Origin of the sequence: Saccharopolyspora galaxeae (assembly GCF_016526145.1) — a bacterium.
Classification (GTDB): domain Bacteria; phylum Actinomycetota; class Actinomycetes; order Mycobacteriales; family Pseudonocardiaceae; genus Saccharopolyspora_C; species Saccharopolyspora_C galaxeae.
In genome coordinates this window covers 216,574-241,394 of the sequence record NZ_JADDUE010000010.1, presented here as the reverse complement: position 1 = coordinate 241,394, position 24,821 = coordinate 216,574, and the positions used below count along the sequence as shown (strand labels likewise).

22 protein-coding genes, 2 CRISPR repeat arrays and 1 riboswitch are annotated in these 24,821 nt (G+C 69.0%); of the genes, 10 read left to right on the top strand and 12 right to left on the bottom strand.

Features of this window, described 5'->3' with window-relative positions; genetic code table 11:
* Positions 1-60: 60 nt before the first annotated feature.
* The 6 genes from INP57_RS22835 to INP57_RS22815 are packed head-to-tail and all read right to left on the bottom strand — an operon-like array spanning position 61 to position 6,060.
* A complete protein-coding gene (locus INP57_RS22835) occupies positions 61-1,011 on the bottom strand; it encodes an aldo/keto reductase (RefSeq protein ID WP_200072351.1) in 951 nt (316 codons plus the stop codon).
* Positions 1,008-1,835 (bottom strand): ATP-binding cassette domain-containing protein, encoded by an 828-nt coding sequence (locus INP57_RS29785; protein WP_233628076.1) that lies wholly within the window; start codon positions 1,833-1,835, stop codon positions 1,008-1,010. Before INP57_RS29785 ends, INP57_RS22835 begins: the two co-directional genes overlap by 4 nt.
* A complete protein-coding gene (locus tag INP57_RS29780) occupies positions 1,832-2,635 on the bottom strand; it encodes an ABC transporter ATP-binding protein (RefSeq protein ID WP_233628075.1) in 804 nt (267 codons plus the stop codon). The genes INP57_RS29785 and INP57_RS29780 overlap by 4 nt, the downstream gene beginning before the upstream one ends.
* On the bottom strand, positions 2,628-3,536 hold the full coding sequence (locus tag INP57_RS22825; protein ID WP_200072350.1) for an ABC transporter permease: 909 nt from the start codon (positions 3,534-3,536) through the stop codon (positions 2,628-2,630). The genes INP57_RS29780 and INP57_RS22825 overlap by 8 nt, the downstream gene beginning before the upstream one ends.
* Positions 3,533-4,468, bottom strand: coding sequence for an ABC transporter permease (locus tag INP57_RS22820; RefSeq protein WP_200072349.1), 936 nt, complete (start codon positions 4,466-4,468; stop codon positions 3,533-3,535). The genes INP57_RS22825 and INP57_RS22820 overlap by 4 nt, the downstream gene beginning before the upstream one ends.
* Positions 4,465-6,060 (bottom strand): ABC transporter substrate-binding protein, encoded by a 1,596-nt coding sequence (locus INP57_RS22815; protein ID WP_233628074.1) that lies wholly within the window; start codon positions 6,058-6,060, stop codon positions 4,465-4,467. The genes INP57_RS22820 and INP57_RS22815 overlap by 4 nt, the downstream gene beginning before the upstream one ends.
* 444 nt (positions 6,061-6,504) lie before the next feature.
* Between INP57_RS22815 and INP57_RS22810 the strand changes: the two genes are divergently transcribed.
* The 3 genes from INP57_RS22810 to INP57_RS22800 all read left to right on the top strand — a co-directional run bounded on the left by INP57_RS22810 (position 6,505) and on the right by INP57_RS22800 (position 9,635).
* Positions 6,505-7,689, top strand: coding sequence for a four-carbon acid sugar kinase family protein (locus INP57_RS22810; RefSeq protein WP_307850224.1), 1,185 nt, complete (start codon positions 6,505-6,507; stop codon positions 7,687-7,689).
* Positions 7,690-7,691: 2 nt separating this feature from the next.
* Complete coding sequence (gene pdxA, locus INP57_RS22805) at positions 7,692-8,684, top strand: 4-hydroxythreonine-4-phosphate dehydrogenase PdxA (RefSeq protein ID WP_233628073.1); 993 nt, start codon at positions 7,692-7,694, stop codon at positions 8,682-8,684.
* A gap of 174 nt (positions 8,685-8,858) precedes the next feature.
* Complete coding sequence (locus tag INP57_RS22800) at positions 8,859-9,635, top strand: DeoR/GlpR family DNA-binding transcription regulator (RefSeq protein ID WP_200072347.1); 777 nt, start codon at positions 8,859-8,861, stop codon at positions 9,633-9,635.
* 4 nt (positions 9,636-9,639) lie between these two features.
* Here INP57_RS22800 and INP57_RS29775 read toward each other — a convergent pair whose 3' ends face one another.
* A complete protein-coding gene (locus INP57_RS29775; RefSeq protein WP_295146838.1) occupies positions 9,640-10,377 on the bottom strand; it encodes a MerR family transcriptional regulator in 738 nt (245 codons plus the stop codon).
* Positions 10,378-10,509: 132 nt separating this feature from the next.
* On the opposite strand from INP57_RS29775, the gene INP57_RS29770 reads away from it, so the two are divergent.
* Positions 10,510-11,346 carry an acyl-CoA thioesterase gene (locus INP57_RS29770; protein WP_233628072.1) on the top strand — a complete coding sequence of 279 codons (837 nt, stop codon included), beginning with the start codon at positions 10,510-10,512 and terminating at the stop codon, positions 11,344-11,346.
* Positions 11,347-11,493: 147 nt separating this feature from the next.
* On the opposite strand, the gene INP57_RS22790 is transcribed toward INP57_RS29770, so the two are convergent.
* From INP57_RS22790 to INP57_RS22780, 3 genes are read right to left on the bottom strand one after another with little or no spacing between them, the layout of a single operon-like run.
* Positions 11,494-12,273 (bottom strand): ABC transporter ATP-binding protein, encoded by a 780-nt coding sequence (locus INP57_RS22790; RefSeq protein ID WP_200072345.1) that lies wholly within the window; start codon positions 12,271-12,273, stop codon positions 11,494-11,496.
* A complete protein-coding gene (locus tag INP57_RS22785; protein WP_233628071.1) occupies positions 12,270-13,292 on the bottom strand; it encodes a FecCD family ABC transporter permease in 1,023 nt (340 codons plus the stop codon). The genes INP57_RS22790 and INP57_RS22785 overlap by 4 nt, the downstream gene beginning before the upstream one ends.
* Positions 13,289-14,299, bottom strand: a complete 1,011-nt coding sequence (locus tag INP57_RS22780) for an ABC transporter substrate-binding protein (protein ID WP_307850222.1) — start codon at positions 14,297-14,299, stop codon at positions 13,289-13,291. The genes INP57_RS22785 and INP57_RS22780 overlap by 4 nt, the downstream gene beginning before the upstream one ends.
* Positions 14,300-14,361: 62 nt before the next feature.
* Positions 14,362-14,537: riboswitch (cobalamin riboswitch) on the bottom strand.
* Between the two features lie 147 nt (positions 14,538-14,684).
* Here INP57_RS22780 and INP57_RS22775 point away from each other — a divergent pair.
* On the top strand, positions 14,685-15,149 hold the full coding sequence (locus INP57_RS22775) for a hotdog fold domain-containing protein (protein WP_200072344.1): 465 nt from the start codon (positions 14,685-14,687) through the stop codon (positions 15,147-15,149).
* Positions 15,150-15,182: 33 nt separating this feature from the next.
* On the opposite strand, the gene INP57_RS22770 is transcribed toward INP57_RS22775, so the two are convergent.
* The gene (locus INP57_RS22770) at positions 15,183-16,487 is read right to left on the bottom strand and encodes an MFS transporter (RefSeq protein WP_200072343.1); all 1,305 of its coding nucleotides are present in this window, start codon (positions 16,485-16,487) and stop codon (positions 15,183-15,185) included.
* A 193-nt stretch (positions 16,488-16,680) separates the two neighbouring features.
* Here INP57_RS22770 and INP57_RS22765 point away from each other — a divergent pair, with 193 nt between their 5' ends.
* The 5 genes from INP57_RS22765 to INP57_RS22745 all read left to right on the top strand — a co-directional run bounded on the left by INP57_RS22765 (position 16,681) and on the right by INP57_RS22745 (position 23,038).
* Positions 16,681-17,469: a DeoR/GlpR family DNA-binding transcription regulator gene (locus tag INP57_RS22765; protein ID WP_200072342.1), complete on the top strand. Its 789-nt coding sequence runs from the start codon at positions 16,681-16,683 to the stop codon at positions 17,467-17,469.
* 130 nt (positions 17,470-17,599) lie between these two features.
* A CRISPR array of direct repeats spans positions 17,600-18,001; the repeat unit is 36 nt; unit sequence GCCGCAATGGGGACCGGCTCGAGGAGCCGGTGACAG.
* A gap of 284 nt (positions 18,002-18,285) precedes the next feature.
* Positions 18,286-19,974, top strand: coding sequence for a CRISPR-associated endonuclease Cas4g/Cas1g (gene cas4g/cas1g / locus INP57_RS22760; RefSeq protein ID WP_445326517.1), 1,689 nt, complete (start codon positions 18,286-18,288; stop codon positions 19,972-19,974).
* Between the two features lie 6 nt (positions 19,975-19,980).
* Entirely contained in the window at positions 19,981-20,268 is a 288-nt protein-coding gene (cas2, locus tag INP57_RS22755) for a CRISPR-associated endonuclease Cas2 (protein ID WP_200072340.1), read from the top strand.
* Positions 20,269-20,525: 257 nt separating this feature from the next.
* Positions 20,526-21,257: a DUF5343 domain-containing protein gene (locus INP57_RS22750; protein WP_200072339.1), complete on the top strand. Its 732-nt coding sequence runs from the start codon at positions 20,526-20,528 to the stop codon at positions 21,255-21,257.
* Between the two features lie 56 nt (positions 21,258-21,313).
* Complete coding sequence (locus INP57_RS22745; RefSeq protein WP_200072338.1) at positions 21,314-23,038, top strand: DEAD/DEAH box helicase family protein; 1,725 nt, start codon at positions 21,314-21,316, stop codon at positions 23,036-23,038.
* 230 nt (positions 23,039-23,268) lie between these two features.
* Positions 23,269-23,969: direct repeats of the CRISPR family, unit length 36 nt; unit sequence CTGTCACCGGCTCTTCGAGCCGGTCCTCATTGCGGC.
* A 134-nt stretch (positions 23,970-24,103) separates the two neighbouring features.
* On the opposite strand, the gene csb2 is transcribed toward INP57_RS22745, so the two are convergent.
* On the bottom strand, positions 24,104-24,817 hold the full coding sequence (gene csb2, locus INP57_RS22740; protein ID WP_200072337.1) for a type I-G CRISPR-associated protein Csb2: 714 nt from the start codon (positions 24,815-24,817) through the stop codon (positions 24,104-24,106).
* Positions 24,818-24,821 lie beyond the last annotated feature (4 nt).

The window sequence follows — 24,821 nt, the reverse complement described above, 5'->3', positions numbered from 1 at the left end:
TTGTGTCCGTATCGGACGCTGTGGATCGAGTCGAGGTCTCGGAGTTCGGCGCTGAGCGGCTCAGCGGTTGTACGCGGGCATCGGGCCGTTGAGCCAGGCACCGACCTCGTCGCAGGCACGCACCACGTCCGCGGGCAGCGGCCCGGCTTGCACGGCCGCGATGTTGGCCCGCAGGTGCTCCACTTTGGACCCGCCGAGCAGCAGCGATCCCGTCGCGGGACGGTCCAGCAGCCACCGCAGCGAAAGCTCGGTCAGCTCCAGCCCCGCGTCCCCGGCGATCGCCGAGAGCCGGTCCACCGCCTCGAACAGCGACGCGTCCCAATAGCGCTTCTTGTACATCTCGGCCAGCCGCGAATCATCGAACCGGCCACCGGCCGGGGCCTGGTCGAAGCGGTGCCGCCCGGTCAGCAGCCCGCCGCCCAGCGGGTTGTAGACCATGGTGCGCAGCCCGGTCGTCGCCGCGAACTCGGCGTATTCGGCTTCGATCCGCCGGGCCAGCAGGTTGTAGAGCTGCTGCGCGACGACCGGCCGCGGCGCGCCGGTGCGGTCGGCGGCGTGGTTGATTTCGGCGATCTGCCAGGCGGCGAAGTTGGACACGCCCAGCTCGCCGATCTTGCCTTCGGCGACGAGTTCGGCGACCGCGCCCAGCGTCTCCTCCGGAGCGGTCGAACGGTCCGGTTGGTGCAGGTAGAACAGGTCCACGTGGGACACGCCCAACCGGCGCAGGCTGCCTTCGACGCTCGCGCGCAGCCCCTTCGCCGACAGCGGTGCGTGCTCCCCGGCGTCCGGATGCGGCATCCCGGCCTTGGTCGCCAGCGCGATGCGTTCCCGCCGCGCAGGCAGCAGCTCCCGCAGGATCTCCTCGGTCTTCCCGCCCGCGTAGCCGTTCGCGGTGTCCACACTGGTGATTCCCGCTTCCAGCGCCGCGTCCAGCATCCGTGCCGCACCGGATTCGTCCACTGTGTCCCCGAACGTCATGGTGCCCAGCACCAGGCGGTTCTCGGAAGTCATGCGTGCACTCTCCGTTCGGTCGTGAGCAGATCGCGCGGTTTGCGCCCGCGCATCGCGGTCGGGTCCAGCGCGGCACTGCGCAAGTCCCGGGTGTAGGGGTGTTGCGGGCTGTTGAGGACGTGCTCGGTCGGCCCGTGCTCGACGACGCGTCCCCGGCGCAGCACCAGCACTTCGTCGGTGATTTCCCGGACCACGCCGAGGTTGTGCGAGATCACCAGGTATGTAAGGCCGTGCTCGCGCTGCAACTCCCGCAGCAGCGCGAGCACCTGCGCCTGCACGGACACGTCCAGCGCGCTGGTGGCCTCGTCGCACACCAGCACCTCGGGATGGCTCGCCAAAGCGCGCGCGATCCCGACGCGCTGGCGCTGGCCGCCGGAGAACTCGTGCGGTCGCCGGTGCAGTGCGCTGCTGGGCAATCCGACCTGGTCGAGCAACTCCGCGGCCCGGCGATCGCGCTCGGCCCTGCCGCGCACGCCGCGGATCCTGAGCGGTTCGCCGACGATTTCCGCCGCGCTCAAGTGCGGATCGAGCGATCCGTACGGGTCCTGGAAGACCATCTGCACGCGATGCCGCAGGGGCCGCAGCCTGCGTTCCCCGAGACCCGCGATGTCCGTGCCGTCCAACAGGATCCGCCCGGAAGTCGGCGTGTTCAGCCGCACCAGCGAGCGCGCGATGGTGGACTTGCCGGAACCGGACTCGCCGACGATGCCCAGCGTCCGGCCTTTCCGAACCGCGAAGCCCACCTCGTCCACCGCGCGGAAAACCCCGCCGGGCGCGCGAAATTCGACCACGAGGTCCTGCACTTCGAGCAATGCTGCGGTCATCGGCGCTCTCCGTCCCACGATCCCAACCGCGGCACCGCGTCCAGCAGCGCGCGCGTGTAATCCTCGGCCGGGTCCTCGACGATCCGCTCCACTTCGCCGCTTTCCACGAACCGGCCGTGACGCATCACGTGGATGCGATCGGATACCAGCCGCGCCACCCCGAGGTCGTGAGTGATCATCAGGATGCCCGCACCGGTGTCCTGCTGAACCTCCATGAGCAGGTCGAGCACCCCGGCCTGCACGGTCACGTCCAGCGCGCTGGTCGGCTCGTCGGCCACCAGCAGCCGGGGTTCCCCGGCCAGCGCGATGGCGATCAGCACCCGCTGCAGCATCCCGCCCGAAAGCTGGTGCGGGTACTTCCGCAACTGGCTGCCGGGTTCCGGAATGCGCACCTGCTCGAGCAGGTCCCGCGCACGCCGCTTGGCCTGCGAGCGGGACGCGCCGCGCAGCCGGACGGCTTCGGCGAGCTGGCTGCCGACGGTGTGCACCGGGCTCAGCGCGGTCATCGGATCCTGCGGGATCAGCGACACTCCGCGTCCGCGCAGCGACGCAGCAGCATCCGGTTCCGAAACCACGTCCCGGCCCCGCAGCAACGCCCGTCCGGAAAGCACTGCCAGACCCGGGGGCAACAGCCGCAGCAGGCCGAGCGCGGTGGTGGACTTGCCCGAACCGGACTCGCCGATGAGCGTCACCGTCTCGCCCGCGGACAGGCCGAACGAGACGCCGTCCACCGCGCGGACCACGCCGCGCCCGGTGATCAGCTCGACTTGCAGATCGTCCACTTCGAGCAGTTCAGGCATCATCCGACCCCGTTCCGCGCGGTGCCTTCGGTTCCCGGTCGCGCAAGCCGTCGCCGAGCAGGTTCACCCCGACCACCAGCAACACGATCACCAGGCCGGGCAGCGTGACCATCCACCACGAGGTGGTGATGTAGTCCTGGCCATCGGAGATGATGCGGCCCCAGGTGGCGAACGGCCGCTGCGGACCGGCGCCGAGGTAGCTCAACGAGCTCTCCAGCAGCACCGCCTGCGCCAGCAGCAACAGCACGACCAGCGTCACCTGCTGCACGATGTTCGGCAGAACGTGCCGCAGCAGCACGGAAATCCGGTGCAGGCCGAGCATCCGCGCCGCCTGCACGTAGGGTTTCTCCCGCTCCACCACGACCAGCGAGCGGGCGAGCCGCGCGACTTCCGGCCATTGCGCCACGGCGATCACCGCAGTGATCACCGGCACCGACGGGCCGAACAGCGCGATCACCAGCAGCAGCATCATCAGCAGCGGCAACGCCATCTGCGCTTCCAGTGCGCGGGAGACCAGCGCGTCGATCCAGCCGCCGAAAAACCCGGCCAGCGAGCCCAGCGCGATCCCGATCAGCCCGGAGACCACCACGGCCAGCACTCCGATCAGCAGCGAAACCTGACCGCCGTGCAGCACCCGCGCCAGCAGGTCGCGGCCGAGCTGGTCGGTGCCGAACAGGTGGCCGCCCGCCAGCGGCGGCAACCGGCGCTCTGCGAGGTGTTGCTCGTTGGGCCCGGGAATCGGCAGCACGTTCGCCAGCGCCACCGGCAGTACCACCAGGAGCGTGCAGACCACTCCGATCCACAGCTTCGCTCCGGCCGCGCGGGCCCGCCGCGCGGTCGACGACCGCGACAGCTGCCGCGCGGTGACCCGGCTCGGACGTTCCAATGTGGACTCGCTCATGCCGCCACCGCCTTGCCCAGGCGCACCCGCGGGTCCAGCAGCGGGTAGGCCAGGTCGACGAGCAGCTGCACCAGGATCGCCAACGCGGAGGTGACCAGCACAGCCGCCTGGATCAGCGGGTAGTCGCGGGTTTCCAACGCCCGCACCACCAGCGAGCCGACTCCGGGCCAGGCGAACACGACCTCCACGACCACGACGCCGTTGAGCATCGCGGCGAACCTCGTGCCCAGCGCCGTCAGCACCGGGATCGCCGAGTTGGCGATGGCGTAGCGCCACACCAGCCCGCGCTCGCCGATGCCGCGCGAGCGCGCCGCCACCAGGTAGGGCGCGGTGAGGTTGCCCGCCATTTCGCGGCGCACCAGCCGCGAGATCAGCGCGATCTGCAGCACCGCGGCGGTCAGGGTCGGTAGCACCAGGCCGGACCAAGTGGTGAACCCGGATGCGGGCAGCACCGGCAGCAGCACGGCGAAAACCGTCAACAACATGATGCCGCTCCAGAACTCCGGCATCGACTGCCCAGCGATGGTCAGCACGTTCGCGCCCACTTCGCGGCCGCTGTCGGCACGGCGGGCCATCCACACGCCCAGCGGCACCGCGACGAGCATCGTCACCGCGATCGCGGAGAACGCCAGCGTCGTCGTGTAGGGAACGCGGGAGAGCACGACGTCGAAAGCCGGTGCCTGGAACGAGTAGGAGGTGCCGAGATCACCGGTCGCGAGTCCACGCAGGAATCCCCAATACTGCTGAAGAATCGGATCGTCGAGGCCGAACTGCTCGCGCACCTGCGCCAGTTCCGCCGGGCTCGCGGTCGGTCCCGCGTAGGCCGCGGCTGGGTCTCCGGGCGCGAGCCGGATCAGCACGAACACGACGGAAACCATCAGCAGCACCGTCAACGCGCTCTGTCCGATGCGGCGCAACAAGTAGCCGGTCACGGTGTGCTCACCCCGGCCGCCGCGAGTTCGTAGGAGTTCGTCGGCTCCAGGCTCAGGTCCTGCACGCGCGCCCGCTGGGCCAGCACGACGCGCGGAACGAACGCCCACAGGCACGGCCAGGTGTTCCACACTTCGCGCTGTGCACGGGACACCAGCTCATGCCGCATCCGTGGATCCACTTCGGACGTTGCACGGCGGACGAGTTCCGCGATGTGCGGGAACACGTATCCCTGGTAGGTGTCCCGGCTGCGTTCGTCTTCCGGTGTGCTGCCGAACATGCCCTGCAGCGCAGAGGCCGCCAGCGCGGTGGGGGTGCTGAAGCCGTTCCCGATGACGTCCCAGTCCCCGCCGCGACCCTGGCGCCACTGCGAAATGTCGCCGCCCGGCTCGAACTGCTGCAACTCCGCGCGAACGCCGACATCCCGCAACATCTGCAGCACGGCTTCCATCACCATGGTGTCGTTGGGGAATTCCCCGGTCTCCCAGATGATCCGCAGCTTCAGCTCACCGTCGCGCACCCCGGCGGCGGCGAGTTCTTCCCGGGCGCGCCGCGGGTCGTGGACGTACTCGCCGGTGCGCACCGCTCCGGCCAGCGTGTCCGGCACCGGTCCGGTCGCTTGCGCCACCGACCCGGTGAAGACGTCGTCGACCAGCTGGCGCCCGTCGATGGCGAAGGTCAGCGCGCGCCGCACCCGCGGGTCCGACAGCGGATGCCCCGCCGGTTTCCGGAAGTTGTAGAAGAGCTGGTTGATCCGGGTTCCGCCGGTGGTCTGCATCCGCACCTGCGATAAGCCGCGCAGCTGGTCGGCCGAATCCGGCGAGAGCGTGTCGATCACATCGACCTCACCGCTGCGCAGCGATACCACCCGGTTCGATTCCTCCGGCAGGAAGCGGACTTCGACCCGGCGGGTTCGTGGTGGTGTGCCCCAATACCGCGGATTCGCGGCCAGTGAGTAATCCCCCGTCCCGCGGTTGGCGGCGGTGACCACGTACGGGCCGCTGCCGACGCCGTCCTGCAACTCCTCCGGCCGGTTGGCCGCGGCCGGGGTGATGAGGATGTTCGCCATCAGGTAGTCCAGAGTGGGCAGCGGGTTCCTGCTGCGCAGCAGGAAAGTCCGCGCATCGAGCGGGACGACCTCCGGCCACTCCTGGAAGAACGTCGCGAGGAACGAACCGTTGACGCTCCGGTACATCTCCAGCGCCGTGGCCACATCGGCGACGGTGACCGGAGTTCCGTCCGAATAGCGCACTCCCGCGCGCAGCCGAACCGTCCACTCGGTCGGGGCGGTGAGTTCGAACCGCTCGGCCAGCACCGGCCGCGGGGTCAGATCGGGGCCGATGCGGGTGAGGGCTTGGCGCACCGCGCGCTGCACGGTCACCGCCGCCTCGAACTGGTTGAGCTTGTTGTCCAGCGAGACCAGCGAACGGTTCAGCGCCAGCACGAGCGTGTCCCCGCCCGGGCTGCCGGTCGGTCCCGCGCAGGCCCCGAGCGCCCCCAACGCGCCGAGACCGCCCGCGGCGGCACCGGCGCGCAGCAGGCCGCGGCGGGAGACCGCCTGCGCACCGGACCACGTCGTCATAGAGCGGGTCATCATTGACCTTTCCGCACACGGCACCGGCAACGCCTTCGGCGATCGCCGGTGCTACGCAGAGCACTTCGGTCGCGCAGTGCTCTGCACTTCGAGCTACGCAGTGCTTCGAGCTACGCAGTGCTCTGGCACTTCTTGGTCGCACAGTGCTCTGCACTTCGCGCAGTGCTCGCTGAGCTTTGCGGGATATCTGAGCTTCGCGAGGCACTCTGGCATGATTGCGCGTTGTGCGCAACTGTCGTAGCGTGATTCGCGCAAACAGCGCGCGGCCCGGAGGTCGGACCGAGCCGCCGGAGACACCACCGGCCACTGCTCGCGCAACAGAGCCGAAAGGGGAAGCACATGGGCGACAACGCTCATACCGAAATTCCCCTGATCAACAATTTTTCCCGATATTCGCCGGAAAACACTGAACCGGCGGACGCCGCAGCAGTCTTGCGAGCGGACGTGCTCGCGATCGCCGACGACCTCTCCGGTGCCGCCGAGGCCGCAGCGGCCCTGCTACCGGGATGTCGCTCCGCGCGGATCGAACTACCCACGAGCACCGAGACGCTTGCTGCGCACAACACGCAACATGATGGACGCCCGGCTCTCGCCGTGGCAGACCTGGACTGCAGGAATGCGCCAGGCGCCGAAGCCGAACGCTCGGTTCACGCAACGCTCGCCGCGCGCCCGGCCGCGAAGGCTTTCCTGAAGATCGACTCGCTGCTGCGCGGCAACGTGCGGTCCATGCTCGCCGCGGCACGCCCCGCGGTGCTCGCTCCCGCGCTGCCGCCCGCAGGCCGCACCGTCCACAACGGAGTGCTGCACGTCAGCGGACGACCGCTGCACCGGAGCGGTCAGTGGTCCGCCGAGTCCGCCGCTCCGGCTGCCACGATCGCCGAAGCGCTCGCCCCGCAGCGCTGCCGCGTCATCACGCTCGATGTCGTGCGCTCCGGCCGATTGCGCGAAACGGTGCGCGACTGCCTCGAAGCGGGCGAAATCCCGTTGTGCGACGGGGAGACCGACGCCGACCTGGACGCCGTCGTCGCGGCCTGCGCAGACCTGCCGGGAGTCCGGCTCGCGGGCTCCGGCGGCCTCGCGTCCGCACTCGGCCGCGCAATGCCCGAAGTGGACGGCTATGGCATCGAAGCACCCGATTCCGCGCACGGGCTGCTGTTCGTCATCGGCACGGCCGAGGCCGCCTCCGCCGAGCAGGTGCGCAGGCTGGCCACACGCGGCGTGCAGCAGATCCCGCTCGACGTGCCCGTCCTGCTCGCACAACACGACGAGTCCGACCGGATCGCGCGAGCGTTGCGACATTCCCCGGTGGCGGTGACCTTGCAATCTCCGCACGGCGTGAACCCCGCGCACTCACGCGAAATCGTCCGGCGGCTGGCCGAAACCGCCGCCCGCGCCGTCAGATCCGCCGATCGCCCGGTCGATCTCGTGCTCACCGGCGGCGAAACCGCGCGCCGCGTGCTCGACGCGCTCGGCATGGACGAGCTCGTGCCACTCACCCAGATCCACCACGGCGCCGTGCGCAGCCGCACCCGCGGCGGCACGTCCGTGGTGACCCGGCCCGGCAGCTTCGGCGATGCGGACAGCCTCGTGCGCATCGCCGAACACCTGCGTCCCGCAACGGAAGGCTGAACATGACCCCTCCCCTGATCGCCGTCACCATGGGCGACGGCGCCGGCGTCGGCCCCGAGGTCATCGCCGGTGCGCTGCTCGACGACGCGACCTCGGCGCGCGCTCGCCCGATCGTCGTCGGCGACGCCGAGCGGCTGCGCACCGCCGCGCGGATCATCGGGCGCGAGGCACGGGTCGTGGCGGTGGACTCGGTCGACGACGCGGTCTTCGAGCCGGGGCGGATCAACGTGCTCGACCTCGGGCCGCTGCCCGCCGACCTGGCGTGGGGCGAGGTGTCACCGGCCGCGGGCGAGGCCGCGTACCAGTACATCCGGGTCGCCGCCGAGCTGGCCGCGCGCCACGCGGTGCAGGGGATCTGCACCGCTCCGCTGAACAAGGAGGCGCTGCACGCCGCCGGGCACCTCTTCCCCGGCCACACCGAACTGCTCGCGCACCTGACCGGCACCGAAGAGGTGTCCATGATGCTGTCCACGCCATCGGTCAAGGTCGTGCACGTGACCACGCACGTCGGCCTGATCGACGCGGTCGCGAAGATCGAGCCCGGGCTGGTCGAGCGGACCGTGCGGCGCGGGAACCGGGCGATCACCGGGTCGGGGATCGCGCACCCGCGCATCGGAGTGTGCGGGATCAACCCGCACGCCGGGGAGAACGGCCTGTTCGGCCACGGCGAGGAAGAGACCAAGATCGTTCCCGCGCTGGAGCGGCTCCGCGCCGACGGCATCGACGCCCGCGGCCCGCTGTCCGCCGACACCGCGTTCTTCCTGGCCGGTCGCGGGGACTACGACCTGATCGTGGCGATGTACCACGACCAGGGACACGGGCCGGTGAAGGTGCTCGGGATCGAAGCCGGGGTCAACATCACCGTCGGGTTGCCGGTGATCCGCACGTCGGTGGACCACGGCACGGCCTTCGACATCGCGGGCACCGGCAAGGCGGATCCGCGCAGCATGGCCGAAGCGCTGCGGCAGGCGGCCGAACTCTCTGCCGCGGCTTAGCGCTTGGCCGGTCTGGTGAGCCGCACGCACCGCGAACGGCTGGCGCCCCTTCGCAAAGCCGATCTGCGCAGCGGCAGCCGACCGCATCCGCACGACGCGCCGATCCCGAGCCGCGGCGGATCGGCCGCCTGCGCCATCCTTGGCAGGACGACATCGACCCGAGGAGGACCGACGATGCCCCGCGGATCGCAGGATCGCCGCGCCGCCATCGTGCGGCTGGCCACCACGTCCGGGCTGACCAGCGTCGACGAGCTGTCCGCGACGTTCGGGGTCACCGCGTCGACGATCCGCCGCGACCTGGCGCAGCTGGAATCCGCCGGGCGGCTCGCGCGCACCTACGGGGGCGCGATCGCGGTCGCCGGGCACCAGGAGAGCTCGCTGCGCCAGCGCAGCAGCGAGGCGTTCGCGGCCAAGCAGGCCATCGCCAGGTGGGCGGCCGGGCAGATCCTCCCCGGTGAGACGGTGCTGCTGGATTCCGGCACCACCACCGGCGCCTTGGCGCGCGAGTTGCGCGACGCCCGCGACGTCACCGTCGTGACCACCGGCCTGACCGTGCTGCAGGAGCTGGTCAGCGCCGACGAGGTGCACGTGGAATGCCTCGGCGGCACGCTGCGGCACCTGAGCCAGGGCTTCGTCGGCCCGCTCACCGAGGCCGCGCTGAGCCGGTTGACCTTCGACCGGGTCTTCCTCGGCGCCGACGGGGTCACCGCGGAGCAGGGCATCTGCGAAGCCGATCTGCAGCAGACCCGGCTCAAGGAGCTGATGGCCGAGCGCGCCGACGCGGTGTACGTGCTGGTGCACTCGGCGAAGCTCGGCCACCACCCGTTCCACGCCTGGGCGCGGCTGCCGGAACGCTGGACGCTGGTCACCGACGCCGCCGCCGACGCCGCGGCCACCGCACCGTTCCTGAGCCGCGGTGTCGACGTCGTCGTGGCCGAGGAACCGGCCTGAGCCGCTACAGGTTCCGCTCCGCGTAGCGGCTCATCGCCGCGCGGATGAATGCCGCGCACTCGTGGTTTCCCATGCCGTAGCGCGGGTCGTCCACGTACAGCTGTCCCAGCCCGGCGAACGCCTCGCGGGACGGCCTCCTGCCGCCCCAGCCGGTGCTGACCCATTCGTACTGGCGGTGCGCGAGTTCCTGCGCCTGCGCGCCGTCGGCGGCTTCGCCGGCGGCGAACGCTTCCTGGAAGCCGCCGGCGATGTCCCGGCCCTGCTGCTGGAATTCCCGCTTCTCGGCGTCGCTGAGCGAACGCCACCAGCGGTCGGCGCTCGCGTACGCCGGGCGGCCCCAGCGGCGCACCACCTCGTCCTCGTAGCGGGTGTGGTCGAAGCCGTCGAGCGTTTCCTGTGCCATGAGTTCTTCCCCTCGTTCGAGCTTGCGCACGGTGCAGCGCACGGAGGCGATCTGCCGCTCGATCCGATCCCGCTCCTGCTGGAGCAGTTGCAGGTGATCGTGCAGCGCCGGTACGGGTTCTTGGCCGTCGAGCACCTCACCGATCGCCGAAAGCCCCATGCCCAACTCACGCAACAGCAGAATTCGCTGCAGCCGCACCAAGGCCTGCTCGTCGTAGTAGCGGTACCCGTTGGCGCCGACGCGCGTCGCGGGCAGCAGGCCGATCTCCCCGTAGTAGCGCAGCGTGCGACTGGTCGTGCCCGCCGCGCGGGCGAGCTCCTGAATCGCCCATTCCCCCACCACGCACCTCCCGTGCTCTGATGACCTGCACGTTAAGGCTTCACGCGGCGTCAACCTCAAGCCCTGGCCCCGGCGCGACGCGGTGCGCCGCTTAGGGTGGTCGGCGGACCCGCACGCCACGGAGAGGCCCGGATGACCGAGACGACGCAGGACTTCACGGTCCAGACGCTGCTCGACGTGCTCAGCCTGGAGACGATCGACGACGACCTGTTCCGCAGCACCTGCGCCCCGCCCGGGGCGCCGCGCCTGTTCGGCGGGCAGGTCGCGGCGCAAGCCCTGGTCGCCGCGACGAACACAGTGGACGATTCGTCGCGGGTGCACTCGCTGCATTCGTACTTCCTGCGGCCCGGCATCACCGGAGTGCCGGTGGTGTTCCGCAACGAGCGGCTGCACGACGGCTCGACGTTCCGGCGCCGCCGGGTGACCGCGGTGCAGCACGGCAAACCGATCCTGTCGCTGGACTGCTCGTTCACCACCGACCGGACCGCGCTGGAGTACCAGGAGCCGATGCCGCAGCGGCTGGCGCCGGAGGAGTGCCCGGCGCTGGAGTGGCCGGACACCGCCAACGGGTTCAACGCCTGGCAGCCGTTCGAGTTCCGCCGGGCACCGGCTCCTGGTCAGTCCACAGGGGACCTCGTGGACCGGTTCTCCGGAGATCTGTGGTTCCGGCTGCGCGCCACCGAGGGCGAAGGGCGACCGGCGACCGCGGTGCTGACCTACCTGAGCGATCTCACGCTGGCCGCCGCGGTGCTCGGGCCGACCGGACGCACCGATGTGGCGGGAATGACTTCGCTGGACCACGTGATGTGGTTCCACGAACCGGCTCGATTCGACGATTGGTTGCTGTACGCCAAGAACTCCCCCGCGGTCGGCCCGCTGCGCGGCCTCGCGCAGGGGCGGCTCTACACCCGCTCCGGGGCGCTGATGGCTTCGGTGGCGCAGGAAGGGCTGATCCACGGCACGCAGTGAGGCGCGCCCGGGTCCGGCACAGCGGCGGATGCTCGTTTCCTCGGCTCGATCGTTGATGCGTCGCACGCCGCTGTACCACGATCCGCCGTGGGGCACCGTCGCGGAAATCGCCGGCTCCAGCGCCGGGCCCGTCAGCTCGCGGCCTCCCTACGGTCGCACGTCGCCCCGATCCGGCGGCATGAACCGCACATGCGGTATCCCGTCCACAGCGGACACTTCGCATCGGACGCCGTAGACCTCGCCGACGAGGTCGGCGGTGAGCACGTCCCGCGGCGCCCCAGCCGCCACCACGCGGCCGCCTGCGAGCACCACCAGTTCATCGCAGAACATTCCCGCGAGGTTGAGGTCGTGCAGCGCGATCACCGCCGTCACCGGCAATTCCCGGACCAGCGCGAGCAATTCGAGCTGGTGGGCGACGTCGAGGTGGTTCGTCGGCTCGTCCAGCAGCAGCTCGACCGGTTCCTGCGCGAGCGCCCGCGCGATCTGGGCGCGCTGCCGCTCACCGCCGGAAAGGCCGTGCCAACGGCGGTGTCCGAGTCCGTCCAACCCGGTGCGCGCCAGGGCGCGCGCGATGATCTCGGCGTCCTCCGGCCCGCTGCCGCCCCAGCCGCCACGATGCGGCGTGCGGCCGAGCGCGACGACTTCGGCGACGGTCAGATCGACCTCGGTGGACACCTGCTGTTCCACCACGGCGATCCGCCGCGCCAACTCGCGTCGTGACCAAGCCGCCATAGCTTGCCCGTCGATGTCGATCGCACCGGCGGAGGGCCTGCGCAGCCCTGCCAGCAGCCGCAGCAGCGAGGATTTCCCGGAGCCGTTCGGGCCGAGCAGCCCGAGCGTGCTGCCCGGTTCGGCGCGCAGGCTCACCCCGTCCAGGATGAGCGCGCCCCCGGCTGTCCACGACACCTCGCGCGCGGTCGGGCTCACGACACCCTCCCCCGCCGGACCAGCAGGACCGCGAAGGCAGGCACCCCGACCAATGCGGTGACCACGCCGACCGGAACCTCCTGCGGCGCGGCGATCGTGGTGGCCAGCACGTCCACCCACACCAGCAGGATCGCGCCGAGCACCGCGGTCACCGGCAGCAGCGCGCGGTGCCGCGGTCCGACCAGCAGCCGGGCCGCCTGCGGCAGCACCAGCCCGACGAAGCCGATCGCTCCCGCCGCTGCGACCAAGGTCGCGGCCAGCAGCGCGGTCACCACCAGCAGCAGCGCCCGCAGCCGTCCAACGTGGACTCCGAGAGTGGCGGCGGCGTCCTGGCCGAACGCGAAGGCGTCCAGCGAGCCCGCTTTCGCCAAGCACAGCACGAGGCACACCGCGCACACCACGCCCGCCAGCAGCACATCATCCCAGCGCGCACCGGAAAGCGAGCCCAGCAGCCAGAAGAGCACGCCGCGGGTCTGGTCGGCGTCCGCGGAGGTGATCACGATGTACGAGGTCAGCGCGGAGAACAGCTGCGTCCCGGCGACTCCGGCCAGCACCATGTGCCCGGCCGCGCCGCCTGCGGCCGACGCCAGCAACATCACCAGCGCGAACGCGACCAGCGCCCCGGCGAACGCCCCGGCGGTGAGACCGACCGCCCCGGCCCCGAGACCGAGCACGACCACCGAGACCGCCCCGGTCGAGGCTCCGGCCGACACTCCTAACAGGAACGGGTCGGCCAATGGGTTGCGCAGCAGCGACTGCAGTACCGCCCCGCAGACTCCGAGCCCGGCTCCGCAGATCGCGGCCAGCACCGCGCGCGGCAACCGCAGCTGCCACACGATGCCCTGCCCGATGCGGGAAACGCCGGTCTCGGCGAGCCCGAGCTTGCTGCCGACCACACCGGCGACGTCCGCGACGGTGAGCTGCGCGGGCCCGAGCGTCACCGCGATCGCGGCCGACAGCAACAGGATCGGCACTCCGGCGAGGACGATGGCCGCCGCCGGTGCCCGGTTCGCCGTCAACGCCGGTCCAGTTCGACGAGTTTGTCCGCGAGCCGCTCGATCCCTTGCACAGTGCGGATGCTGACGTTGAGCTCGGTGCCGGTCATGCCCATCGACCGCTCGTCGCGCACCGCGGCCAGCCGGGACACCGCCGGGTCGGCGCGCAGGAAATCCCGTTTCGCGGCAAGGCCGTCGCCTTCTCCGTCGCGAGTCAGGTCGCCGAGCACGAGCAGGTCGGGATCGCGGGCGAGGATGTCCTCCCAGGACACTTGCGGCCACATCGACCGCGCGTCGTCGTAGGCGTTGCGCACGCCCAGCTCCCTGGCCATGATCGCCGGTGCACCGGTGGATCCCGCCACGTAGGGCGATTCCGTGCGGGCGAACCAGAACAGCACCGATGTGTCCTTGGTGGACTCCAACCGGTCGACCCGCTGCCGCGCGGCGGCCACCCGTTCGCGCAGCTGCGCGGTGAGCGCGCGCCCGCGTTCCGGAACGCCGAAGATGTCGGCGATCTCCTGCACTTCCCGGTAGATGTCGTCGAGCTCGACCGGTTCGGCCAGCGGCGCGGCCTCCGGGAAGCAGTTGCTCGGCGACAGATATGTGGGCACGCCGAGTTCGCCGAACCGCTCGCGATCGGCGACGCCTTCGTCGGTGAACACGGCTTGATAGGCCCCGAGCACGATGTCCGGCTCGGTGCCCAGCACCGCCTCGTACGACGGATTGTTCTCGGCGAGCCGCGGCACCGTCGCGTTGGCCTGCGCCAACGCCGGATCCACCGGATCGGTCCAGGTCGCCGTGCCCACCATCCGATCGGCCAGCCCGAGCGAGAGCATGATCTCGGTGGTGGACTGGTTCAGGCTCACCGCGCGCTGCGGCGGACCGTCCACAGTGACGTCGGTTCCGCAGTTGCGCAGCGTTTTCCCGCCTCCGGCGTCCTCTTTCGGAGCGGGTGCGGAACAGGAAGCGAGCACAACGGCGGCCAGCACCACCAGCCCGGCGCGCAACGCGCGGGCGCGAACAGCGAACACTGCTTTGCGATCCTCACCCCGGGCCCATGCGCGAAGCCCGGTCGGCCACGACCCGGCACCGCCTGCGGCCCGGGGAGCCAGCAGGTCTTCGGACTCGGGTTCGCACCGGACGGGGCCGCCTTCCCGGAACGGATCCAGTGGCATCGCCCCGCCCATCACCCCCACCGCTGCGCGTCAGTTCCGGCTTCCGACCGGATTCCCTGGCCACGTGGGCACGACTGGCTCGCCGAGCACCCTAACCGGACATACCACCGAACGGACATGGTGACGTTGCTCGCGCCCGCCCAGAGCGATCGGCCCGCTCCGGACGGCGACCGGTTGACCGGCGGCCACCTTGCAGAATAAGTTACCCGCCGGTAATGACCGGTGTCCCAAGGAGTCCGTGATGTCCTCGACCATGCAGATGTGGCGGAAGCTGGAGCCGAAGCCGCTGGGAACCCGGTTGTTCTCCTGGGCGGTGTGCCTGCGGGCGCCGTACTTCCGCACGATCCGCCCGCACATCACCGAGATGCGTCCGGGCCGTTGCGAGGTGCGCGCGACCAACCGCCGCCGGGTGCACAACCACCTCGGAACGTTCCACGCGATCGCCGCGTGCAATCTCGCCGAGGTCGCGGCCGGGATGCTGATGGAGGCGAGCCTGCCCGGCTCGCACCGCTGGATTCCCACGGGAATGACCGTCCGCTACCTCGCGAAAGCGAAAACGGACCTGCGCGGCGTCGCCGAGCTGGAGCTCCCGGAACTCTCCGACGAGCCCGCGGAGTGGGTCGTGCCGGTGCGGATTCTGGACGCCGCGGGCGACGCCGTCGTCACCGCCGACATCTCGATGCGCGTGTCCGCGAAGAAGGCTTGACGGGGGTCTGCGCGCGGCAGGCCCCCGCGGGCGTCAGTGCGCCGGGACCGCGTCCTTGGGCGCCGCGGCGATTTCCTCTTCAGTGGCGCTGGAAGTGCGGATGACCAGCGCCAGTCCGGCGCTGATCAGGTGCAGCACCGCGTAGATCCACAGCACGCCCTGGATGCCGAGGATGCCGATGAACGCCGTGCCGATGGCCGGCCCGAGCGCCTGGCTGGCGCCCGCGCCGAGCGTGTAGGTGGACATGACCTGTCCGGTGCGGTTCGGCGCGTGCATGGTCATCAGCGGCGGCAGCGGGACGTACCCGGCCATGCCGACCCCGAAGATCGCGCACGCGACCGCGACCAGCGCGTAGTTGTGGCCGAACGTGGCCGGCACGTAGTACAGCCCGAGGCAGGCGACCGCGGCGAGCACACCGCCGAACCAGACGATGGTCTGGCTCCCGCTCCACCGGTCGCCGACCGCGCCGAGCACGACCACGCCGACCAGGTTCGAGCCCATCATGATCATCAGGAGCGTGGACCACTCCTCGGAGCCGAACCCGACTTCCTGGATCAGGTACAGCGGCACGAACACCCACACGCCGAACTGCGAAGTGGTGTTGATCAGGCGCATCAGCGCGCCCATGCCGACCTTCGGCTTCTCGAACATGATCGTGACGCAGCCGACGAGGGTCTGCACGACGCTCGCGCGTTCGGCGCCTTGGCTGAGTCCTCCGTAGCCGGAACGCTCCTTGAGCATCGTGAACACGATCGCCGAGCCCACCAGGATCAGCAGCAGCGACACCCACAGCGTCGGGTAGTAGCCGATGGTCGGCTTCAGCACCGAGACCGCGCCGGAACCCAGCACCGGATATCCCATGGTGAACGAGAACCAGTACCAGCCGAGCGCCTTGCTGATCTGCTGCTTCGGCGCTCCCGCCATGACCCACACCAGGAAGCCGTAGGCGAACAGCGGGTAGCCGAGGCCGCGGATCCCGTAGGTGATCAGGATCAGCGCGTAGCTCCCGGTCGGCACGGCCACCGCCAGCAGCACCGCGTGGCAGACGGCCCAGATCGCGGTGCCGGCCATCATGACCTTGCGCGGCCCCCACCGGTCGGAGAGCCCGCCGGACAGGAACGCGCCCACGGCGGCGGCGATGCCGTAGGTGGTGAAGATGACGCCCACGCTGGCTTCGGTGAAGCCGAACTCGGTTTTGAAGTAGGTGGAGAGGTAGCTGGTCTCCACCCCGTCACCGATCATGAACAGCAACATCCCGACGTAGCCCCACAGCAGGGTGCGCGGGATGCCTATCCGGTCGAAGAAGTTCGCGGGCGGCTCGTGGCCGGTTGACACCACGTTCGTGGACCTCCTGACGGGCAGCGGCGCCCGGGTCGTAGCAGGTTTCCGCTGGTCACCACGGCGACGGCGAGTTCCCGCGCCGGCGGCGGCCGGTTCGTGACGGACAACCTGCAACAAGACCCGAGATCTGAGCAAGATCTTCACACAAATTGTGGGATACTCTGGTGGTTTCCACAGTCGGGAGGTCGCGATGCCGGTCCGGAAGTCGGCCGCCGAGGTCGAGCAGCGTCGACAGGAGGCGTTGCGCCTGGTCACCGGCGCCGGGGAGGTCCGCATCGACCAACTCGCGCACCGCCTCGGGGTCAGCGTGATGACGGCGCACCGCGACCTCGACGACCTCCAGTCCCGCAACCTGCTGCAGAAGCGGCGCGGGGTGGCGGCGGCGTTCAGCACCGTGCAGCGGGAGAGTTCGCTGCGCCTGCGCGAACACGTCAACGCGGAGTTCAAGGCGGCCATCGCCGAGCCGCTGCTCGACCTCGTCGCACCCGGCGACACCGTGCTCATCGACTGCGGCAGCACGCTTTTCCCGTTCGTCCGGGCACTGTCCGAAGTGGAGCAGCTGCAGGTCGTCACGAACTCGCTGCGGGTGAGCTACCTGCTGTCCGAGTCCGCGACCGTCACGCTGCTCGGCGACCGCGTCCACCCGGAATTCGAGTCCTGCGCGGGACCCGAGGTACTGCGCCAGCTCGACCGCTTCCGCGTGGACGTCGCATTCCTGACCGCCACGTGTGTCCACAATGGCGGGTTGTCCCACCCGGTGCGGGAGTACGCGGAGAACAAGGAAGGCTTCGTGGCCGCCGCCGGCCGCTCGATCCTGGCCGTCGACGGCGGCAAGTTCGGCCGCACGGCTACGTACGCGCATGGGGATCTGAGCGGATATCAGACCCTGATCACCGATGACGCGGTGTCGCGCAAGGAACTTCGGGCGGCGGAGAAGTGCGGGGTTGAGGTGCGGACCACGGTGCCCGCACGCGCTTGAACGCTTGCCGCGCAACAGCTTTCCACCGCCCGGTATCCGACGATGGAGACATCGTCGGATACGAACAGCCACCCGCCCGGAGAACCGGCCGGCCGCTGTCCACCGTGCTGTTCGTGGCCAGTGTCGCCGTGCCGAAATGAGGACCGACTCGAGGAGCCGGTGACAGTGGCCGGGCTGGTCGGTGTGGTCAACATCGTGCAGCCGCAATGGGGACCGGATCGAGGAGCCGGTGACAGCCGCTACCGAGACCAGCTCAACCCCGGCGACGACCCGCGCCCGCCGCAATGGGGACCGGCTCGAGGAGCCGGTGACAGTCGACGGCGCTGAGCAGACGGTGTCCCGCGCCGCAGTGCCGCAATGGGGACCGGCTCGAGGAGCCGGTGACAGCCGCGGCCGCGGTCCGGCACACCTGCGAGCGCGGCTGGCCGCAATGGGGACCGGCTCGAGGAGCCGGTGACAGGATCGCGACGATGCCGAGGTTGTTGGAGCGATCGCGGCCGCAATGGGGACCGGCTCGAGGAGCCGGTGACAGGGCATCCCGAAGACGAGGCCTCTGACCTGGGTTTTCAAAGATCATCGCGAGCGGCGGCCGATGGAGATCGCTCCAGCCGACCGTGTCGATCTTAGCTTATCCCGCTGACCGGTTGACCTGCACAGACTTTATGCGAGCGGTTACGCCTGCGGACATCGGAACCGGACCGCTCGCGGGACCACTTCCAGCTCACCCGCCACGCAAGACGCAGGAATCCGCGTCACGCAAGCGCAGCGGTCCGATCCACCCGAAAGTGCGAACCCCAGGGGCATGCCGTCCGCGCGATGCTGGGAGGGCACAAGAGCAATCACGTCGGGGAAAGCACCATGGAACCCGAGTCTTTCATTCCAGCTCGCGCGTTGAGCAAGTTCGTGTACTGCCCCAGGCTGTTCCATCTCGAGCAGGTTCAAGGCCACTGGCAAGATTCCGACGACACCCGCCTCGGCCGTCACGTGCACCGCGTCGTCGACCGTCCCGGATCGGCCATGCCCACCGCGGACACCATTCGATCGACAGATTGGCGCGCCCGTTCGGTTCGGCTCTCGTCGGCAGATCTCGGGGTGACCGCCGTGTGCGATGTCGTGGAGCACGGCGCATCCGAGACCTGCCCGGTGGAGTTCCGGCTGGGCGCACCGGCCCCTGACGGCAACCCGTGGGCGACCGACCGGACCCAGGTTCTGCTGCAGATTTCGTTGCTACGCCGGCATGGATACAACTGCGATCACGGCTGGATCTGGTACGACCGGGCGCGTCGTCGTAAACGGGTGCAATGGACTTCTGCGGCCGAACATGAGCTCCGAGCTGCTTTGCGAGCCGCGCAGACAGTTGCCGATCAATCCGAACCGCCGCCACCGCTGCGACACAGCGACCGCTGCCCGCGCTGCGCACTGCTGCAGGTCTGCATGCCGGACGAGATCAACGAACTCTCCGCGCGCGACAATACTGCGCCACGACGTCTACTGGCGCGCGATCCGGACCGTTTTCCGCTGTATGCCACCGAACCGGGAAGCTCTGTCGGGATCCGTAATGGTCACCTCGTGGTGACCCATGACAGTACCGAGCTGTTGTCGATGCGCCTGCGCGATGTGCTCCATCTGGTGGCGTCCGGACCGGTCCAAGTCACGACCCAGGCGATCCATGCGCTGGCCGAGCAAAGCAGCCCCGTGGTGTGGACCTCGACCGGTGGATGGCTGAAAGCCGTCGGCGTGCCGGGCGCCGGCAAGCATGTGGAGGTTCGGCGGCGCCAGTACACGGCCTCGCCGGACCAGGCTTTGTCGTGCGCACGAAACGTTGTGCTGGGCAAGATCCGCAACTGCCGAACCATGCTGCGCCGCAACGCCCCGCCTGCGGAGAATGCTCGGGCGCGGCTGGGCGAGGCGGTTCGTCAAGCAGGCAAGGCGGACGGCATCGACACGCTGCTCGGCATCGAGGGCGCCGCCGGGCAGACCTATTTCGGGGCGCTCCCCACCGCATTCCGTTGTGATCACCGCCTGCCTGGCCCGTCATTCGATCAGACGGGCCGTACTCGGCGGCCGCCCCGCGACCCGGTGAGCTGCCTGCTGTCGTACTTGTACACCCTGCTGATCAAAGACTTGACCGTGGCTTGTTACGCCCTCGGGCTCGACCCGTATTTCGGTCTCTACCACCGGCCCCGTTATGGGCGTCCTGCCCTGGCACTCGACCTGGCTGAAGAATTCCGGCCATTGATCGGGGATTCGACCGCGCTAACTTTGATCAACAACCGGCAGGCCGATGCGACGGTTTTCGAGGTGACGCCGACCGCCGTGGCACTGACCAAACCGGGACGACGCAAGGTCATCGGTGCTTACGAGCGACGGCTCGCCACGCAGGTGCGGCATCCGATCTTCGGCTACCGGATCACCTATCGGCGAGCGCTGGAGGTGCAGGCACGCTTGTTCGCCGCGTACCTGCTCGGCGAGATTCCGCAGTACACACCCTTCACCAGCCGGTGATTCCGAATGCCACGGCATCGTTACCTGGTGGCCTACGACATCCGCGACGAACACCGGCTACCGCGCGTCGCGAAGATCGTGGAGCGGTATGGCGATCGAATCCAGTTCTCGGTGTTCTGCTGCGAACTGTCCAAAGCGGACCTAGCAGATTTGCGGGTAGAGCTGCAGCAGGTCATCGATACCGGTCAGGATCGAGTGCTGTTCGTCGACCTCGGGCGACCGGAAAGCACGGTGCCGATCAACATCCTCGGCCAGCAACGTCCGTGGCCGCGGTCCGGGCCGCACGTCGTTTGAGGCGGAGATATCCCGATGGCACCGTTCTCTCGTGACACGCCTCCGCGCCGGCGACTGACCGCGTCCCGGACGCTGCCTCGTCTGGGCCGCACCACGAGACGTGGCTACGTTGACGACTCCTCCCCAGGCGCCAACGGACGGTCGGGCGAGCGAGCATCCGCTGCTCTTCGACTACCACGTCCAGCTCTTACGGCCGTCTCCATCGATCGCGCCGCAGAGCGAAACACGTCGACAACTCTGGAACAGGAGGTACTGCCATGACCAAGGCGGAATCGTTCATCCCTCCATACTTGTCCTGGCGCAGCTTTACCGGTGCTTGGGAGCACATGGCCAGCCAGGACACACTGCCAGCGGTGATCGATCGCAGCTACCTGAAGTGGATGTCCGGCACCACGCAGACGAGCTTCTTGGGAATGCTGCGGCAGTTCGATCTCGTCGATGATCAAGACCGACCTACCGGACGACTGCGCGAACTCGTCTACGACCCGGACTCCCGGCCACGGATCATCGGAGAACAGCTGCACGAGCACTATGAGCCCATCGTGGAAATGGGGAAGATGCACGCCACCACAGGGCAGCTGAACAGCACCTGGCGTGAAATCTACGGGCAAGAAGGGGACACCCGCAACCGAGCGATCAACTTCTTCTTGCAAGCAGCGGAGCTGGCAGGTATCCCGCTCAGTCCCGAATGGACCAAAGGGATGCCCACCCCAGCTGCTGCCGCGCCCAGGCAGCGCCGGCGCAGCCGCCCTGCCGCCAAGTCCGCCACTCGCGCGAAATCGCAGAGCGCGGAGAACAAATCGGTGCTGGAGGTCAAGCTTGCATCGGGTGTCGGGCGCATCGCCGTGACCCTGGAAGCGGACTTCCTCCACATGTCCGATGAGGACAGAGCCTTCGTCTTCGGCATCAGCGACGCGCTGCGTGACTACCAGGCGAAGCACGCAGACGAAGAAGCTTCCGGACCCGATGAGGGCTCCGAAGATCAGTAACACCCAGGGTCCTCCGTGACGACGGGGGACCCGCTCGCAGCGAAAGAAGAAAGGCCATGGACGAACATGGCGACAAGCCACCGCAACGGCGCGTGTCTCTGCGCGAACGTCGACTTCTGTACGAACGGGCGGACGGGCGGTGCCAGCGCTGCGGCGCCGACCTCGGACCCGACTGGCACGCCGCACACTTGGTCGCCACGTGCAACGGCGGACCAACCGAACTTGAGAACATGCAAGCGTGGTGCGCCCGCTGCAACCTCCGGCTCGGTGGACGCGATGCCGAACCGTTCGACGGGCTACGCTTGCGGGAGTGGCAAGCCCAGGCCCTTCCCGTGATTTTGGAGCGGATCTTCTACGAAGGCTCTGCCACGTTGCAAGCCGCCGGAGCCGCCGGGAAGACGGTGTTCGCGGCATCCGTGTTCAAGTCGCTCCGCGAGGCCGGATATGCCGAGCGGATGGTCGTGATCGTGCCGAACACCGCGCTCGTCGAGCAATGGCGCCGCGCCCTGGCCGAACTGAGGATTGATCTGGACAGCAACCCTGCGGGAGGGATCATCGAGACACGCTCCCGGCCCGGAATCATCGTGACCTACCAGTCGGTGCAGAACTCGGCCGGAGCCCACTCGGTGCGCTTGCGGCGCAAGCGGACGCTGGTGGTGCTGGACGAGGTACATCATGTCGCGACCGATGCGTCCTGGGGATCCGCAGTGCAAACCATGATCGGCAACGTGGTGGACAAGGACATCCACGCTGCCGCTGTGCTGAACATGACCGGGACGTTGTTCCGCTCCAGCCCCAAGCGTCGCATCTCCACCGTGCGCTACGAACGGGTGCTCGTCGACGGTAGGCCGAAGTTGCAGGCAGTGGCCGACTGCTCGGTCTCCTCGCGCGACCTGATCGACAAGAAGTTGCTGCGTCCGGTCGATCTCTTCGCCTACACAGGATGGGCGCGGTTCGTCGACGTCAACCACCAGCGGGAAACTCGGGCCCAGATCGCAGATCTGGACGATCCGCAAAGCAACATGGTGCTGCTACAGGCGTGCACCTCGGACGAGTGGCTGCGCGGTTTCGTCGCCGAAGCGGTCCGGCTGCTGGAGAACCAGTTGGCCGCGATCGAGTACGCGGAACCACTGAAGCTGCTGTTCGTCGCTCCGACGCAACAGGTCGCACGGCGTGCCGCGCTCGCACTGAACCGCGTCACCGGACGGAACTTCGCTCGGCTGGTCACCTCCGACGAACCAGAAGCCTTGCGAACACTCCGGTCTGCCGCGGCGGAACCGAACTCATGCGGGATCGTCGCGGTCCGGATGGTCACCGAAGGGTTCGATTGCGCGCACGTCTCCACGATCGCTTATGCGGCGAACGTGACCGCTCCCCTGTTCATCTCGCAGGTCACCGCCCGCGCGATGCGGATCACCGGAACTGAACGTGCACGTGCCACCGTGCTGCCCGCCGCAATCCTCGTGCCGGACCATCCGGCGTTGCAGGAAGCATTCCGGCAAGCGCTGGCCGACGCAGCCCCGGCCGCGGACGAGGATGACGGCGAACTGCCGACCGGACCGGAGCCGGCCGCAGGGATGCCGCGAACTCCGCGCTTCGAGTTCCTCGGACTCGGACCTCCATGGCTGAACTCGGTCACTCCACTAGAAGAAGACCAGTACAAAGTGGACGCCGAAGAGCTGGCTGCCGTGAGCGGACTCTGCGAACGGGTGCACCTGCCCGTGGCGTATGCGCCTCGCGTGGCGGTCGGCTATCGGCACTACCCGCCAAGAGCGGCTTGAGCTGACGCCGACCACGAATCGGGTGCGCCCCTCTTCGGGATCGCACCCGGTTCGTGCGAGCGGTCCGGTTCCGAGACTTTCAGGCGTAGCCGCTCGCGGACCGTTTGCGCAGGTCGGGGCGGGTGTTGGCGTGAGGTAAGATCGATGCTGCCGGGCGGCGCGATCTCCATCGGCCGCCGCTCGCGATGATCTTTGAAAACGCAGGTCATGGGCCCCTTTTCCGGGCTGCCCTGTCACCGGCTCTTCGAGCCGGTCCTCATTGCGGCCAGTCCGTGGATACCGACCAGCCGAAGCTGCACGACGGCTGTCACCGGCTCTTCGAGCCGGTCCTCATTGCGGCTTCCACTGCGGAAGCGTCAGCCCCGGAGGTTCTTCGGCCTGCTGTCACCGGCTCTTCGAGCCGGTCCTCATTGCGGCTCGGTGTTCCTGCTCAACGCGGGCATTCCGCTCGCGGCCGCTGTCACCGGCTCTTCGAGCCGGTCCTCATTGCGGCGCGGAATCCTCCCGCGACGTGAGTGGCGCCCCGGCCCTGTCACCGGCTCTTCGAGCCGGTCCTCATTGCGGCGAGCAGGGCTTCCGTTTCGATCTCGCACACCACCGGCTGTCACCGGCTCTTCGAGCCGGTCCTCATTGCGGCTCACGTCCCGACCGGCGTTCTTCAACGTCGTCTCGCCGCTGTCACCGGCTCTTCGAGCCGGTCCTCATTGCGGCGTATCCACCAACACCAGGTCGTAGTCATCCAGGAGTCTGTCACCGGCTCTTCGAGCCGGTCCTCATTGCGGCTGCTTGGTGGCTGATGTGGTCAGCGGATGCGGTTGAGCCCGCTGTCACCGGCTCTTCGAGCCGGTCCTCATTGCGGCCGCGCGTCGAGCTTGCCCATGGCGTACGCGACGGCCTGTCACCGGCTCTTCGAGCCGGCCCTCACTGCGGCAGCTCTGATGGATCTTCTTTAGCGACTGTCAGCGCCTGTCACCGGCTCCTCGAGTCGGTCGTTCGCGAATGGCGCCACATGCCGAACCTGACCAGCCCATCTCAAGCGTTCGGCTTCGGTTCAGCAGTGCCGCGTCACTGCTTGACCGGAAGGCATAGGCCCATGCCGAGGTAGCGTTGTGCTCCGAGGATTAGTGGGCCCTCGATGGGGTCCGGGAATTCGATGGTCGCGTGGGAGAAGGGGCGCGGAGTGCGCTCGCGCCGGGGCAGGTCCGCCGGGCCGAGGGCGACTCCGCCTTCCGTTAGTGGGTCGCGATCGACCGTGATCGCGGCTGGTTCGCCGAGTCCCATGCGGACACACGTGCGTGCCAGCTCGGCGGCTACCTTGCCTCGCCCGGGGAAACGGTTCAACACGATGGGCGTCACGGTCGTCCAGACTCGGGCGGATGCGCACCAAGTAGACGATTCGAGAGAAATCTCGGCCGGTGCTGGGAAACGGAATCGCAGCCGCGTGCCGCGAAAGTCCAATGTGAACGGTTGGTCGATCAGCAGCGCATCGCGAATCGACTCCGCGATGTCAGCACGACCGGGCGGGCTCAGCACTCCGACTCCGGTGACCTGTCCGCTCGCGCCCGCGCGCCCCGCGTCCAGCATCGGCAAGTAGGCCACGTGCGGCGAATCCTGCGCTCCATGCCCGGAAATCTCCGGCGGCAGCGGGTCGCCAACCCGGCTCATCACGGCCTTACGCAGCAGAGCAGCCACCATGCCCGCGCGGCGTGGCGCGATCCTGATTCCTTCGGGCAGCGCCAACGTCAGCAGTCGGCAGCCGGAGCCCGCGATGTCGGACACAAGA